Below are 15,370 nucleotides of genomic sequence, written 5' to 3' on the forward strand. Positions count from 1 at the left end.
TACGCCCCTTGGATACTTCTTGCGTGTCGGGCCAGTCGGGGCCTCGCTTCGCTGCCGTCAGAAGAAGCGTGCGAGATCACGCGCAGTTTCGGCCAGCTAGCGTGCCGGTCGGAAGTTGAGTATCTCAGAGCCCGACGCCGATGACCCGCGCATTCGCGGGCAGGTGTTCCGGTCGCCGACGGCGTTGCCGGTGCTGTTCGAACCGCGGTATACGCCGATAGGGCTTTACATTGACGGGGGCAGCCGTAAAGTCCTAGCTGGGCGTCTGCTCAAGAATCCGCTCAGGAGGAACGACGCGATTGTCCGGACAGCTGCGAGATATCAGGGACTTCCTCGGCGACGCCGGTGCCTACCAGGACGAGTTGTACCGGCGCTGGACGGGGTTGCTGAGCTACCGCTACATCGGGCGCAACCACTCGTCGATGAATCTCGGCGACACCGACGACACGGTCGTCATCCGCCGGGACATGCGCAACGAGGCCGGCGGGATCATGGTTGCGCCGTTGGCGATCGCCTCGCCCGAGGGCTGCCAGACCGACATGGTCGCCGTCCCCAACCCGGTGATCGCGTCGGTGCAGATCGTCGACCCCGGATACGATGTGAAGCGGGTCGAGATCGTCGGCTCCGGCAACGTCCACCAGGGCCGGACGATGGGCTACGGACGGTGCACGATCGTCGACGCCGACAATCCGGACCGGGTGATCGCGTTCAACGAAGGCCAAGGCGCAATCATCGGAATCCCGCCGGAAGGTCTTGGCAAGATGGATGTTTCGGGCACCGAGCTGGTGATCGAGGACACCCCGGCGCTGCCGCCGCTGTGGCAGGCATTCGGCGCGTCCAAGCGGGCGGACGATCATTGGCAGCTACCGGCCCTCAGCGAGGAACTCGCGTCGCCGGATGCCGCACTACACATCGGGCCGCAACACGTGGTGCTCGAGACGGCGGCGGTCGACTTGGCGGCTGAGGCCGTCGGAACCCGCAAGCTGCAGGTGGTGAGCTGGCATGTGATGTTCATGTCGCGCGGCAAGGTGGGCCCGTTCCGGGTGGACGGCACCGCGCACGCCGGCGGGTCCGGCAAGGTCGGGGTGCGCATGCTGCTGCACGACGAAGGCAACGCCGACAGAGCGGTGACGTCGGCAGCGGCGATCTTCGAGATCGTCGGTTAACCCAGGGAGTCAATCATGGCCAACGCCAAGGACGCTCGTCAGTGGGCGCGTCATTCGTTGCGCGGCATCGGCGACTCGCTGTACACCCCGTTCAGTGGACGCGACGGCGACGACATCGACTGGGACGCCTATCGCGCGTTGGTCCGGCACTGCGTCGGCACCCTCGGGCACCCGATGTTGTGGGTGACCAGCGGCGTGGCGGAATTCTGGTCGCTGACCATCGACGAGCGAAAGGCTCTGCTGGAGGTGGCGATTGACGAGGCCCGTGGCATCGACCCGGACGTGATCGTGCAGTCGTGCACTGCGGCGTTGTCGGCCAAAGACTGTCTCGAGCTGACCCGGCACGCCCAGGAAGCCGGTGCCGACATCGTCTACATCCAGACGCCGATGATGGAATTGCACGGCGGCGAAGGTGTTTTGAGCTACTTCAGATACATCGCCGAGCGCACCGACATCGCGCTCGGAATGTTCAACTCGCCCAGTTCGGGGTATGTGCTCTCCGCTCAAGAAGGCGCCCGAATCGCCGAGGAGATACCTGCGGTATGCGCCACCAAAGAGGGATCTTTCCGCCCGCATCAAAGCCGGATGCTGCATGAGCTCGCGCCGGATCTGGTTATCTGGGAATGCGATACGACGGTGTACCGGGCCGGTTGGCTGCGATCCGGCATCGTCGGACCGGCGCAACTCGGCACCACCGGGTACCTGTTCGAGACGGCCGAAAGGCGGGCCTTCTCCCAATACTGGGACATGGTCTGGAACGACAAGCTGGTCGAGGCAATGGATTTCGCCAAAGAGTCCGGTCTCGACCAGTTCGAGCTCAACATGCGGGGCTGGTTCACCCGGTATCCCGGCCGGCCGGACTATTTCACGCACTGGGGCGGCGCTTTCAAATACGCCGCATCGGTGCTCGGCCTGCCGATCGGGTCACATCCGGAGTCCCGGCCGCCGCAGGCCCCGTTGCCCGAGCAGGCGCGCGCCGACATCCGCGCGGCATACCGTCGCTTCGGGCTCATCGGCTGATAACTGAAAACCTTTGCGAAACAGGAGGAATCGTCATGATTGACGCCAGACCGTTGAGCGGCATCCGCGTACTGGAAGTCGCGGCCTGGACTTTCGTCCCCGCCGCGGGCGCGGTGCTGGCCGAGTGGGGCGCCGACGTGATCAAGGTCGAACCGCGCGAAGGCGGTGACCCGCAGCGCGGACTGGTCACCATGGGCCTCATTCCCGGTGGCCCGACCGCGGTCAACTACATGATCGAAATGCCCAACCGCGGCAAAAAGTCGATCGGAATCGACCTGACCACCCCGGGCGGCCAGGAGGTCGTCCACGAGTTGGCGAAAGCCAGCGATGTGTTTCTCACCAGCTACCTGCCCGGCCGTCGCAAGCATTTCGGTATCGAGGTCGACCAGATTCGCGCCGTCAATCCCGACATTGTCTACGTCCGCGGCTCTGGGTACGGGCCACAGGGTGTTGACGCCGACCGGCCCGGCTATGACGGCGTCTCGTTCTGGTCGCGCGGTGGAATCGCCGACGCGCTGACCCGTGACCTGCCGGAGCCGGTGATGCAGACCCCGGCGTTCGGTGACCTGATGGGCGGGTTGACCATCGCCGGCGGCATTGCGGCGGCGCTCTACAAGCGCAAGGCGACCGGCGAGACCTCGATCGTCGATGTTTCGCTGCTCGGCCTCGCGGCGTGGGCGATGACCCCGCAGGTGACGGCAGCGAACCTCTATGGAGGTGACCCAATCCCGACCTTCGCCCACCGCGACATGCCCAATCCGCTGGTCGGCAACTACCAGACCAAGGATGGCCGCTTCATCACCCTGATGATGTTGCAGGGCGACAAGTTCTACCCGGAGTTCATGACCGTCATCGGCCGCACGGATCTGATCACCGATGAGCGATTCGCCGACGGGCACAACCGCTTCCTGCACCGCGGCGAGCTCATCGACATCATGGACGCCGAATTCGCCTCGAAGACCGTCGACCAGTGGCGTGAAATCCTCAAGCCGCTGTCGGGCGCCTGGGCCGTGCTGCAGAAAGCCAGCGAGCTGCACGAGGATCCGGCTGTCATCGCCAACGGATACATCCCCGAAGTGACAGCGATGAACGGCAAGTCCTACATCCTGCCGACCAACCCGGTCCAGTTCGACGGCCATCACGTGCAGCCGACGGGCGCGCCCGAGCACGGCCAGCACACCGAAGAGATCCTGCTGGACGCCGGCGTCGACTGGGACAAGATCGAGCAGTACAAGCAGGCCGGGTCGATCCTCTGAACGCGGGTTAAGCGCTACGGCGGATGCTGCGCGTCCTGCCGATCTCACGCTTGAGCAGCAGTTCCCGTTCAGTTTCAGACAGCCCGCCCCAGATCCCGTACGGCTCGCCCACATCCAGGGCGTGGGCGCGGCACTGCGTCATCACCGGGCAGCTGCGGCACATCTCCTTGGCGCGACGTTCCCGCTGCACTCGCGCCCGGCCACGCTCGCCGTCCGGGTGGAAGAAGACCGACGAATCCACGCCGCGGCAAAGGCCTTGTAATTGCCAGTCCCAGATGTCTGCATTGGGGCCTGGCAGTTGCTCCGGTTGCGGCATTGAAGTCCCTCTCTACGCGCCCATGTTTTCCGTCGAGCGGGTCGCCAGTGACTACTCGTCCCGACAAACGTAGAGGCGCTAGGGAATTCTCGTCAACACGCTGTACTCTGCCGAATGCGCAGGTGCAGCTTGGGAATTTACCTTGCGTTCATCGACGCGACCGGTTTGTCGAGTCGTTGTTTGCGTGCTGACCGGGCGCTATGTAGAAATGTCGCAGTTCGTGGCCGAATAGTCCGGTCGGCGCGCCCCAAAGGAGCATCCATGGATTTAATACCGGTGTAACTCAGAAACTATGAATTCTTAACGGGTAGGGCGCCGTGATACAGATCTCTGACGACTCCTGCACCGAGTCGGATCTAATCGCTGCCGCGTTCGGCGATCAGCCCGCCCGCTGGCCGCTGCCCGTTGCGACCACGCCCGATCAGCATTGGTTACGTGCCGTCGCCGCCGGGGGCCAGGGCCGCTACGCCAGCGCATACGCCGATCTCGCGGCGGTGCTTCGGGCCGCCCCCTCGGGCCGGCTGACCTCGCGCGCGCTCAGCACACGGGCCTCGTTTTTGCGCCAGTTGGGCTGGCATGACCTGGCCCGTGGCTGGGACGGCCGCGCCTTGGTGCTGGCCGGTGATGATCCCGAGTCCGCCGGCGATGCACTGACCGGGCTGGCTGCCGACGCACTGGGGGTCGGACGGCTGGCCGCCTCGGCGACGCTGCTGGCGCGCGCGGAACGGTTTGTGGCGGGGGCGCCGCACCGGTTGACGGTCCGGCAGGCGTGGGTGGCTGCCGAGTTGGCAATGGCCGGCGGCGAGGGCGATGTCGCTGTCCGCCATGCAGGGGTCGCTGTCGAGTTGGCGGCGACCATAGACGGCGCCGCCCGGCATCGGGCCAAAAGCCAGGTGGTGTTGGCCGCCGCCCTGTGTAGCGCCGGCTCCCCGGACCGGGCACGCGCCGTCGCCGAGGGCGCGCTGGAGCTCACCGGCGAATTGGGGCTGATCCCGTTGCGCTGGGCGCTGGCCTGCCTGTTGGTCGACCTCGCCGACGCCGACGGCAGGATCGCCGAGTTGCGTGACATCCGCGACGACTGTGCGCGCTATGTCGAGCGCGGGGGCGGAACCTGGCGGCGACCCTGACAAACCTTTTGCGCCCAACCTCTTCGGTGGCTGAACAAGGTCATTGGGGCTAGCGGCGGCCGTGAAATCCTTCGGTGTCGGTGGTCGCTTCGTTGAGCGAGGCGTCAGCGTACCCACGGCAGTAATCCCAGGTCACGTAGGAGTCAGGCTCGGGGTCGTAGGCCGGCTCGTGTGGGCGCACGGTGCCGTCGACCAGTAACTGAAGCAGGTTGGCTCGCAGCATGTCCCAGTCGTGGTAGTGATCCTGCTGACACTCGTCGCAGCACACCACCAGGCCGCGAATCCCTTTGTGCGCCAAGAGGGCTTCATACACCGCGAGATCAGCCAGATCGGCCTCGACCGCCAACCGCTCCTGCGGGTCCAGCGGCTGGCCGGGCTCGACATCGTCCAGTGCGGCCGACGGATCGCACGGGTCGTCGGCAAACGGGTCTGGCGGCAGACCGGGCGGAAGGTAGTCGCGCACGGGTCTACAGTACGCAGCCCGCCGGGCATCACGCCAGCGCTACCCTGCAGCCCAACCGCCATGTCGAGGTCTGGCCGGGCTTCCCCGGCGCGCATCGCCGGACGGTTCGGCCTACTCCTCGACGCTGCGCTGCGGCGTGCATCGCAGGCGGGTCGCAAGCCGATAGGATGGCCCAATCAGTTCGCGTTCGTAATGGGAGGGCCCCGGCTATGTCATCTGGCTTGTCCCGTCTCGAAGGCGGTGGCGACCTGATCGTTTCCTCGTATCCCGGGGTCGGCGGCTTTCCGGACGATCCGGTGCCGACCGGCGGTGACGATCCGCAGAAGATCGCGATGCTGGGGCTGACCTTCGACGACGTCCTGTTGCTTCCGGCGGCCTCCGATGTCGTGCCGGCGACCGCGGACACCTCCAGTCAGCTCACCAGGAACATCCGGCTCAACGTACCGCTGGTCAGCTCGGCGATGGACACCGTGACCGAGTCGCGGATGGCGATCGCGATGGCCCGCGCCGGCGGCCTCGGCGTGCTGCACCGTAACCTGCCGATTTCCGAGCAGGCCGGCCAGGTCGAAACCGTGAAGCGCTCCGAAGCCGGCATGGTCACCGATCCGGTCACCTGCAAACCGGACCACACGCTTGCCGAGGTGGACGCGATGTGCGCCCGGTTCCGGATCTCGGGCCTGCCGGTCATCGACGACGTCGGCCAGCTGGTCGGCATCATCACCAACCGCGACATGCGCTTCGAGGTCGACCAGTCCAGGCACGTCGCCGAGGTGATGACCAAGGCGCCGTTGATCACCGCCCAGGAGGGCGTCAGCGCGGACGCCGCGCTGGGCCTGTTGCGTCGGCACAAGATCGAGAAGCTGCCGATCGTCGACGGCCATGGCCGGCTGACGGGACTGATCACCGTCAAAGACTTCGTCAAGACCGAGCAGCACCCGTACGCGACCAAGGACAGCGACGGCCGTTTGCTGGTCGCCGCCGCCGTCGGTGTCGGCGACGACGCCTGGGTGCGGGCGATGACGTTGGCCGACGCGGGCGCCGACGTCCTGGTGGTCGACACCGCGCACGCCCACAACCGGTTGGTGCTCGACATGGTCCGCCAGCTCAAGGGTGAAGTCGGCGATCGCGTCGAGATCATCGGCGGAAACGTCGCGACCCGATCGGGCGCTGCCGCGCTCGTCGAAGCCGGCGCCGACGCGGTCAAGGTCGGCGTCGGTCCCGGGTCGATCTGCACCACCCGGGTGGTCGCCGGGGTCGGGGCACCGCAGATCACCGCGATCTTGGAAGCCGTAGCGGCGTGTCGTCCGCATGGGGTGCCGGTGATCGCCGACGGTGGCCTCCAGTACTCCGGCGACATCGCCAAGGCGCTGGCGGCGGGCGCATCCACCGCGATGCTCGGCTCGCTGCTGGCCGGCACCGGCGAGGCGCCGGGCGAGCTGATCTTCGTCAACGGCAAGCAGTACAAGAGCTATCGCGGCATGGGCTCGCTGGGCGCCATGCAGGGTAGGGGTGAGGCGAAGTCGTATTCCAAGGACCGCTACTTCCAAGACGACGCGCTGTCGGAGGACAAGCTGGTGCCCGAGGGCATCGAAGGCCGGGTGCCGTTCCGCGGTCCGTTGTCGTCGGTGATCCACCAGCTGACCGGCGGCCTGCGGGCCGCGATGGGTTACACCGGTGCCGAGACGATCGAGAAACTTCAGCGGGCGCAGTTCGTCCGCATCACCGCGGCGGGTTTGAAAGAAAGCCATCCGCACGACATCACGATGACCGCCGAAGCGCCTAATTACTACGCTCGGTGAATTGATCTTAAGGACCGCTCATGCGTGACATGGTTGAGATCGGCATGGGCCGAACCGCCCGTCGCACTTACGAACTCGACGAAATCAACATCGTACCGTCGCGACGAACCCGCTCGTCGCAGGACGTCACGACGGCCTGGCAGCTCGACGCCTACCGCTTCGAGATCCCGATCGTCGCGCACCCCACCGATGCGCTGGTGTCGCCGGAGTTCGCCATCGAACTCGGCCGGCTCGGCGGACTCGGAGTGCTCAACGGTGAGGGGTTGATCGGCCGGCACGCCGACGTCGAAGCCAAGGTCGCCCAGGTGGTGGAGGCCGCATCCAAGGAGCCCGAGCCGTCGGCGGCCATCCGGCTGCTCCAGCAGTTCCACGCCGCTCCGCTGGATCCCGATCTGCTCGGCGCCGCGGTGGCCCGCATCCGCGAGGCCGGCGTCACCACCGCGGTCCGGGTCAGCCCGCAAAACGCCCAGGCGCTGACCCCGGCCTTGCTGTCGGCCGGCATCGACTTGCTCGTCATCCAGGGCACCATCGTCTCCGCCGAGCGGGTCGACAGCCACGGCGAGCCGCTGAACCTCAAGACGTTCATCTCCGAGCTCGACGTTCCGGTGGTGGCCGGCGGCGTGATCGATCACCGCAGCGCGCTGCACTTGATGCGCACCGGCGCGGCGGGCGTGATCGTCGGCTACGGCTCGACCAGCGGAGTGACCACCAGCGACGAGGTCCTCGGCATCAGCGTGCCGATGGCGACCGCGATCGCCGACGCCGCCGCCGCCCGGCGCGAGTACCTCGACGAAACCGGCGGTCGCTACGTGCACGTGCTCGCCGATGGGGACATCCACACTTCTGGTGAACTGGCCAAGGCCATCGCCTGCGGTGCGGATGCGGTCGTGCTGGGCACTCCGCTCGCCGAGGCCGCCGAAGCGCAGGGCGGGGGCTGGTTCTGGCCGTCTGCGGCGGCCCACCCGTCGCTGCCGCGCGGCGCCCTGCTGCAAACTGCTGTTGGGGAGCGGCTGCCGATGGCGCAGGTTCTCAACGGCCCGTCCGACGACCCGTTCGGCTCGCTGAATCTGGTCGGCGGATTGCGCCGTTCGATGGCCAAATCGGGTTATTGCGATCTCAAGGAATTCCAGAAGGTCGGCCTGACCGTCGGCAGTTGACACCTCCCGCGAGCAAACCGAAACCGGGGTCGCTGGTATGCGATTACGCGTCTGCCGGCTCCGCTAGGCTGGGCCGATGGAGCCTGACTACGACGTCTTGATCATCGGTTCGGGTTTTGGCGGCAGTGTCACCGCGCTGCGGCTCACCGAGAAGGGCTACCGGGTCGGTGTGCTCGAGGCCGGTCGCCGCTTCTCGGACGCAGATTTCGCCAAGACTTCCTGGAACCTCCGCAAATTCCTGTGGGCGCCCAAATTCGGCATGTACGGCATCCAGCGCATCCATCTGCTGCGCAATGTGATGATCCTGGCCGGTGCGGGAGTCGGCGGCGGATCGCTGAACTACGCGAACACGCTGTACGTTCCCTCCGATCCGTTCTTCAAGGACAAGCAGTGGTCACATATCACCGACTGGCGCTCGGAGTTGATGCCGCATTACGAGCAGGCCAAGCGGATGCTCGGGGTGGTCACTAACCCGACGTTCACCGACGCCGACCGCATTCTCAAAGAGGTCGCCGAGGACATGGGCTGCGGCGACACCTTCGTTCAGACCCCGGTCGGAGTGTTCTTCGGGCCCGACGGCACCAAGGCGCCCGGCCAGACGGTGCCCGACCCGTATTTCGGTGGCGCCGGCCCCGAGCGCACCGGCTGCCTGGAATGCGGCAGCTGCATGACGGGCTGTCGCTTCGGCGCCAAGAACACCCTGGTGAAAAACTATCTCGGTCTCGCGGAATCCAATGGCGCAGAAGTGATTCCGATGACCACAGTCACCGGTTTCGAGCAGCGCGCCGACGGGGTGTGGGAGGTCCGCACCGCGCGCACTGGCCGGACACTTCGCCGGAACAAGCGCACCTTCACCGCACAGCATCTGGTGTTGGCCGCCGGTACCTGGGGCACCCAGCACCTGCTGTTCAAGATGCGCGACGCCGGAAAACTGGCCAAGCTGTCAGACAAGCTGGGTGAGCTGACCCGGACGAACTCCGAATCCATCGTTGGCGCAGGCCGATTGAAGGTCAGCCCCGATCTGGACCTGACCCACGGAGTGGCGATCACCTCGTCGATTCACCCGTCCTCGGACACCCACATCGAGCCCTGCCGGTATGGCAAGGGCTCCAACGCGATGGGTCTCTTGCAGACGCTGATGACTGACGGTCCCGGTCCCGGCGGCAGCGACGTGCCCCGCTGGAAACAGTTGCTGGACAACGTCGGCCACGATCCACGCGGCACGCTGCGACTGCTCAACCCTAGACAGTGGAGCGAGCGAACGATGATCTCGCTGGTGATGCAGAACCTGGACAACTCGATCACCACCTACACCAAACGCACGAAGTTGGGTCGTCGCCGCTACGTCAGCAAGCAGGGCCACGGTGTGCCGAACCCGACGTGGATCCCGGTTGGTAACGAGGCGACCCGCCGCATTGCCGAAAAAATCGACGGCGTCGCGGGCGGAACCTGGGGCGAGTTGTTCAATATCCCACTGACCGCACACTTCCTGGGCGGCGCAGCGATCGGCGACAGCCGGGAGGCCGGCGTCATCGATCCCTATCACCGGGCCTACGGCTATCCGACGCTGTTCGTGGTGGACGGCGCCGCAATCTCGGCCAACCTCGGTGTGAACCCGTCGCTGTCGATCACGGCGCAAGCCGAGCGCGCCGCCTCGCTGTGGCCGAACAAGGGGGAGAACGACATTCGTCCCAAGCAGGGTGAGGCCTACCGTAGGCTGGACCCCATTGCGCCGGCCCACCCGGTGGTGCCGGAGTCGGCGCCGGGCGCGCTGCGCTGGCTGGCTTCCCCCGGCGCTGATGCCGTCAGCGCCGGGGCTCAGCAGCAGACCCCCGGGTCGATCAGTTCGGCGGGTTGACCGATCGATAGGCGTTGCGGCGCATCGGGGCGCGCCCCGGTGGTTGCTGCGGTGTAGGGAGCAGCGGCTCACGCTTGATCAACGTGATCGTCGTCGGTTCGGTGGTGCTGAGTTCGACGTCCTCGCCGGCGTGCCGGATGGTCAGTCCAGTGTGGGGTCCGTCCCGCAGCGTGTAGGTCACCTTGTCGTGGATGACGTCGACAGTCACCCGAAAGTCGTGCCAGCGCAACCGAAACCGCAGTCGCGAGATGCCGTCGGGTAGGTACGGGTTGAGGGACAGTACGCCCTCGTCGTCACGCAGGCCGCCGAAACCGGCGACCAGAGCGGTCCACGCGCCGGCAAGCGAGGCCATGTGCAGGCCGTCTTTGGTGTTGTGGTGCAGATCGCGAAGGTCGACCAGGGCCGCCTCGTAGGTGTAGTCATGCGCCAACTCCACGTGACCGACGTTGGCGCACATCACCGCCTGGGTGCAGGCGGACAGCGAAGAGTCACGCACGGTCCGTCGCTCGTAGTAGTCGACATTGCGGGCCTTCTGCTCGTCGCTGAATTTGTGGCTCTGCCAATACATGGCGAGCACCAGGTCGGTTTGCTTGACCACCTGGGCCGAGTACAGCAATGCGTAGGGCTCGTGCAGCAGCAGCGGGTATTTGTTTCTGTTGTCGAAATCCCATTCGGCATAGGTGGTGAAGCCCTCGGACTGCGGGTGCACGCCGAGTTCTTCGTCGAACGGAATGTGCGCAGCCTCGGCGGCGTCGCGCCACGCGGCGGTCTCTTCGGTGCTCACACCCAGATCGTGGGCGCGTTCGGAATGCCGGGCGCACGCATCGGCCGCGACCTGCAGGTTGTGTGCCGCCATCATGTTGGTGAACACGTTGTCCCGCACGATCGCGGTGTACTCGTCTGGGCCGGTCACCCCGTCGAGGTGCCATACCCCGTGGCGGTCGTGGTGTCCGAGTGAATGCCACAGCCGCGCGGTCTCGATGAGCACCTCGAGTCCGCAGTCTTTCTCCAGCGAGTCGTCGCCGGTGGCAACACGATAGCGCTCGAAAGCCATCGCGATGTCGGCGTTGATGTGCCACGCGGCGGTTCCGGCCGGCCAGTAGGCCGAACATTCCTGACCGCGAATCGTGCGCCAGGGGTAGGCGGCGCCTTTGAGGTCCAGTTGCGCGGCGCGCTCTCTGGCGAGATCCAATGTTGAAGCGCGCCAACGTAATGCGTCGGCCGCAGCATGAGGCAAGGTGTAGGTCAGGACCGGAAGGACGAACCCTTCGGTGTCCCAGAACACGTGGCCGTCGTACCCGGTGCCGGTCAAACCCTTGCTGGCGATGCCGCGGCCCTCGGCCCGCGCACTGGCCTGCAGCAGGTGGAATAGGCCGAACCGGACGGCCTGCTGACAGATCGGGTCTCCCTCGACCTCGACATCGGCGCCGTCCCAGTAGTCGTCGAGGACTTTGCGTTGGGCATCCAGCAGGCCCCGCCAGCCGCTGTACCGCGCGCTGTGCAACGCGGCGGCGACCTGGTCGCGCAGCGCGGGCCGGGAACGCCGGGCCGACCAGCCATACGCCAGGTACTTCACGATGCGCAAGGTCTGGCCCGGGCGCAGTCCGCAGATCACGGTGGTACGGGCGAGGTCACCGCTCGCGTCGTTGCTGATCTCGTGGCGACCTTCGACCTCCACCTCGTGGTCCATGGCCGCGGCCATCATCAGCGCGCTAGCACGGGTCCGGTGCATCAACAGCGCGCCGCAATCGGTGTCCTCGTGCTGAACAGCCTCCAGCGGCTTGTCCAGGATCGCCGATACCCTCGGGTCACCGGACGTCACGGGCTGGTCCTCGTTGGCGACCAACTCGGATTGCACTGTGACACGGACGAATTGATCCACCGCCTCGACCATGTACTCGATAGCGACAACGCTGCGCTGAGTCAGCGACACCAGCCGGGTGGAGGTCACCCTGACCTGCTTGCCGGCCGGGGACTGCCAATGGGCGTCGCGGGTCAGCGTGCCTGCCCGCAGGTCGAGTATCCGCTCGTGGCTGATCAGCTTTCCGTAGCGGACGTCGAACGGTTCGTCGTCGACCAGCAGGCGCAAGATCTTGCCGTTGGTGACGTCGACGACGGTCTGGCCGGCTTCTGGGTAACCGTAGCCCGCCTCGGCATAGGGCAGCGGCCGCACTTCGTAGAACGAGTTGAGGTAGGTGCCGGGCAAACCGTGCGGTTCGCCTTCGTCGAGGTTGCCGCGAATACCGATATGCCCGTTGGATAAGGCGAACAGCGATTCGGATTGGGCCAGGACGTCGAGGTTCAGCTCGGGTTCGCGGATCTGCCAGGGTTCGACGGGCAGCGTGCCATCGGGGATCATCAAGACCTCCTAAATCAGATCGCCGAGGTCAGTTACCACGAGATCGGCTCCGTGACGGCGCAATTCGTCAGCTTGGCCAACGCGGTCGACGCCGACGACGCAGCCGAACTTACCGGCACGACCGGCCTGCACGCCGGACAGCGCGTCCTCGAATACCGCTGCGGCAGAAGGCTCTACGTTCAGTAGCTGCGCGGCGCGTAGGTACGAGTCGGGCGCGGGCTTGCCGGCGAGGTGCTCCTCGCTCAGGGTCACGCCGTCGACGCGTTGCTGGATGTACTTCTCGAGCCCGGCGATCTTGAGCACCTCGCGAGCGTTGGCGCTGGCCGACACCACGGCGGTGGCCAGGCCGGCGGCGGCCACCTTCTCCAGGTAGCGGCGAGAGCCTTCGAAGACCTTGACGCCGTCGGCGTGCAAAGTCTTTTGAAATGCGTCGTTTTTGCGGGTGCCCAGGCCGTAGATGGTGTCCTTGTCGCCGGTGTCGTCGGGATCGCCTTCGGGCAGTTCGATGTCGCGGCTGGCCAGAAAGGAACGCACGCCGTCTTCGCGCTTTTTGCCGTCGACGTACTTCAGGTAGTCCTGGTCCGCGTCGAACGGCACGAACTTTTGGCCGTTGTCCTCGGCGTGCTGCTTGAGGAAGGAATCGAACATGACCTTCCAAGCTTTGGTGTGCACGCTTGCGGTGTCAGTGAGTACACCGTCGAGATCGAACAAGCAGGCGTGTACTGCTTCCGGTAGACCCAGCAAGGCGGGCCTCCCTTCTGGGATCAGGTCGGGGATGAGTCGGTCGGGGATGGTTTCTGCCGTGAGCAGTACTACCTCACCATGCTCGCTGCCGGTTCGCCAGACGTTCCGGTTGACCGGCCTTTTCCCGGCGTTTGTGGTCGTCGCGCATACTGCTCCATCTGCTCCGCCTGCCGCCGCGTCGCTTCCTGTAGTAGCGGCCTCTTCGAGGGAAAGTGCTTGTACAGGGCGCCGGAGCCACGGGACAGCCCGCACGCTTGTTGGATGTCGGCGATGGATGTGCAGGCATACCCCTGACGGGTGAACAACTCCATGGCTGCTTGGAGCAGGCGATCGCGAGTGCCGACAGCAGCGGAGGTCATGGGCGTGACCGTACCGCGGCCCGGTAACGATCGGTGCTGGGCGGCGCGATAGTTGCTCACACCTACGTCAGGCGGGGGCGGAGCGTCGACGGGTGCGCCTCTAGACTGTGCCGGTGGAGCCTGCATCGCCCCGTCCCGTGCTGGTCGTCGATTACGGCGCGCAATACGCCCAGTTGATCGCCCGCCGGGTGCGCGAGGCGCGGGTCTTCTCCGAGGTGATTCCGCACACCGCCGGGGTCGACGAGATCAAGGCCCGCGATCCGCTGGCGGTGGTGCTGTCCGGCGGTCCGGCCAGCGTGTATGCCGACGGCGCGCCGCAGCTTGACCCGGCGTTGTTCGACCTGGGCGTGCCGGTGTTCGGCATCTGCTACGGATTCCAGGCGATGGCCCAGGCGCTCGGTGGCACTGTCGCGCGAACCGGCACCAGCGAGTATGGTCGCACTGAATTGAAAGTCCTTGGTGGCGAACTACATTCGGAACTTCCCGGCACCCAGCCGGTGTGGATGAGCCACGGCGACGCGGTCACGTCCGCGCCGGACGGTTTCGAGGTGATCGCGACCAGCGCGGGCTCTCCGGTGGCGGGGTTCGAGAACCGGGCGCGACGACTGGCCGGGGTGCAGTATCACCCCGAGGTGTTGCACAGTCCGCACGGACAGCAAGTGCTGACGCGGTTCCTGCACGAGTTCGCCGGTATCGCTGCGGACTGGACGCCGGCCGGTATCGCCGAGGCGTTGATCGAGCAGGTGCGCAACCAGGTCGGCGACGGCCACGCGATCTGCGGGCTGTCCGGCGGCGTCGACTCGGCCGTGGCCGCGGCGCTGGTACAGCGGGCCATCGGGGATCGACTGACGTGTGTGTTCGTCGACCATGGTTTGCTGCGGGCGGGGGAGCGCGCACAAGTCCAACGCGATTTCGTCGCGGCGACCGGGGCCAACCTGGTCACCGTGGACGCCGAGGCAACCTTCCTCGATGCGCTGTCGGGGGTGACCAACCCCGAAGGCAAGCGCAAGATCATCGGGCGGCAGTTCATCCGCGCGTTCGAGGGCGCTGTTCGGGATGCATTGGGGGACAACGACGACGAGATTGAATTCCTGGTGCAGGGGACGCTGTATCCCGACGTGGTGGAGTCTGGCGGTGGTACCGGTGCGGCCAACATCAAGAGCCACCACAATGTCGGCGGCCTACCCGACGACCTGAAGTTCACCCTCGTCGAGCCGCTGCGGCTGCTGTTCAAAGACGAAGTGCGCGCGGTCGGCCGCGAGTTGGGCCTGCCCGAGGAAATCGTTGCGCGGCAGCCTTTTCCGGGCCCGGGCCTGGCGATCCGGATCGTCGGCGAGGTCACCGCGGCGCGACTGGAGACGCTGCGCCGGGCCGACTCGATCGCGCGCGAGGAGTTGACTGCGGCCGGCTTGGATTCCCAGATCTGGCAGTGCCCGGTGGTGCTGCTGGCCGACGTCCGTTCGGTGGGAGTGCAGGGCGATGGCCGAACCTACGGGCATCCGATCGTGCTGCGGCCGGTGTCCAGCGAAGATGCCATGACCGCCGATTGGACTCGGGTGCCCTACGACGTGCTGGAACAAATCTCGACCCGGATCACCAACGAGGTCCCCGAGGTCAACCGGGTGGTGCTGGACGTCACCAGCAAGCCGCCCGGCACCATCGAGTGGGAATAGCCCGACGGTGTGCGCGCCGCGAAGCGGCGTGAACGGAAGTGGGGTGGGTGGGCCTCGGCTGCGCTCGGCGAAT

General features: G+C 66.2%; 13 protein-coding genes. 8 read left to right on the plus strand and 5 right to left on the minus strand.

From position 1 onward, the window contains the following. Positions 1-299: 299 nt before the first annotated feature. From AC2VOG_RS05730 to AC2VOG_RS05740, 3 genes are read left to right on the plus strand one after another with little or no spacing between them, the layout of a single operon-like run. On the plus strand, positions 300-1,166 hold the full coding sequence (locus tag AC2VOG_RS05730) for a hypothetical protein (protein WP_486938953.1): 867 nt from the start codon (positions 300-302) through the stop codon (positions 1,164-1,166). A 15-nt stretch (positions 1,167-1,181) separates the two neighbouring features. After that, complete coding sequence (locus AC2VOG_RS05735; protein WP_486938954.1) at positions 1,182-2,186, plus strand: dihydrodipicolinate synthase family protein; 1,005 nt, start codon at positions 1,182-1,184, stop codon at positions 2,184-2,186. Positions 2,187-2,221: 35 nt separating this feature from the next. Then, complete coding sequence (locus tag AC2VOG_RS05740) at positions 2,222-3,442, plus strand: CaiB/BaiF CoA transferase family protein (RefSeq protein WP_486938955.1); 1,221 nt, start codon at positions 2,222-2,224, stop codon at positions 3,440-3,442. Between the two features lie 7 nt (positions 3,443-3,449). On the opposite strand, the gene AC2VOG_RS05745 is transcribed toward AC2VOG_RS05740, so the two are convergent. Then, complete coding sequence (locus tag AC2VOG_RS05745; RefSeq protein ID WP_486938956.1) at positions 3,450-3,758, minus strand: WhiB family transcriptional regulator; 309 nt, start codon at positions 3,756-3,758, stop codon at positions 3,450-3,452. A gap of 320 nt (positions 3,759-4,078) precedes the next feature. On the opposite strand from AC2VOG_RS05745, the gene AC2VOG_RS05750 reads away from it, so the two are divergent. Then, complete coding sequence (locus AC2VOG_RS05750; protein ID WP_486938964.1) at positions 4,079-4,885, plus strand: hypothetical protein; 807 nt, start codon at positions 4,079-4,081, stop codon at positions 4,883-4,885. 49 nt (positions 4,886-4,934) lie between these two features. Here the strand turns inward: AC2VOG_RS05750 and AC2VOG_RS05755 are convergent, their stop codons facing one another. Then, a complete protein-coding gene (locus tag AC2VOG_RS05755) occupies positions 4,935-5,348 on the minus strand; it encodes a DUF5319 domain-containing protein (RefSeq protein ID WP_486938957.1) in 414 nt (137 codons plus the stop codon). A gap of 209 nt (positions 5,349-5,557) precedes the next feature. Between AC2VOG_RS05755 and guaB the strand changes: the two genes are divergently transcribed. From guaB to AC2VOG_RS05770, 3 genes are all read left to right on the plus strand, one after another. Then, positions 5,558-7,147: an IMP dehydrogenase gene (gene guaB, locus AC2VOG_RS05760; protein ID WP_486938958.1), complete on the plus strand. Its 1,590-nt coding sequence runs from the start codon at positions 5,558-5,560 to the stop codon at positions 7,145-7,147. 29 nt (positions 7,148-7,176) lie between these two features. Beyond that, a complete protein-coding gene (locus AC2VOG_RS05765; protein WP_486938965.1) occupies positions 7,177-8,304 on the plus strand; it encodes a GuaB3 family IMP dehydrogenase-related protein in 1,128 nt (375 codons plus the stop codon). Between the two features lie 76 nt (positions 8,305-8,380). Beyond that, positions 8,381-10,162 carry an FAD-dependent oxidoreductase gene (locus AC2VOG_RS05770; RefSeq protein WP_486938959.1) on the plus strand — a complete coding sequence of 594 codons (1,782 nt, stop codon included), beginning with the start codon at positions 8,381-8,383 and terminating at the stop codon, positions 10,160-10,162. On the opposite strand, the gene AC2VOG_RS05775 is transcribed toward AC2VOG_RS05770, so the two are convergent. The 3 genes from AC2VOG_RS05775 to AC2VOG_RS05785 all read right to left on the minus strand — a co-directional run bounded on the left by AC2VOG_RS05775 (position 10,146) and on the right by AC2VOG_RS05785 (position 13,750). Next, positions 10,146-12,521: a glycoside hydrolase family 65 protein gene (locus tag AC2VOG_RS05775; RefSeq protein ID WP_486938960.1), complete on the minus strand. Its 2,376-nt coding sequence runs from the start codon at positions 12,519-12,521 to the stop codon at positions 10,146-10,148. The two genes, AC2VOG_RS05770 and AC2VOG_RS05775, sit on opposite strands and share 17 nt — an antisense overlap. A gap of 9 nt (positions 12,522-12,530) precedes the next feature. Next, positions 12,531-13,265 carry a beta-phosphoglucomutase family hydrolase gene (locus tag AC2VOG_RS05780; RefSeq protein WP_486938961.1) on the minus strand — a complete coding sequence of 245 codons (735 nt, stop codon included), beginning with the start codon at positions 13,263-13,265 and terminating at the stop codon, positions 12,531-12,533. Between the two features lie 68 nt (positions 13,266-13,333). Then, positions 13,334-13,750, minus strand: a complete 417-nt coding sequence (locus AC2VOG_RS05785) for a TetR/AcrR family transcriptional regulator (RefSeq protein ID WP_486938962.1) — start codon at positions 13,748-13,750, stop codon at positions 13,334-13,336. Between AC2VOG_RS05785 and guaA the strand changes: the two genes are divergently transcribed. Beyond that, positions 13,732-15,297: a glutamine-hydrolyzing GMP synthase gene (gene guaA / locus AC2VOG_RS05790; RefSeq protein WP_486938963.1), complete on the plus strand. Its 1,566-nt coding sequence runs from the start codon at positions 13,732-13,734 to the stop codon at positions 15,295-15,297. The genes AC2VOG_RS05785 and guaA overlap by 19 nt on opposite strands. The last annotated feature ends 73 nt before the right edge of the window (positions 15,298-15,370 follow it).

The organism is Mycobacterium sp. TH-M11 (assembly GCF_057473725.1).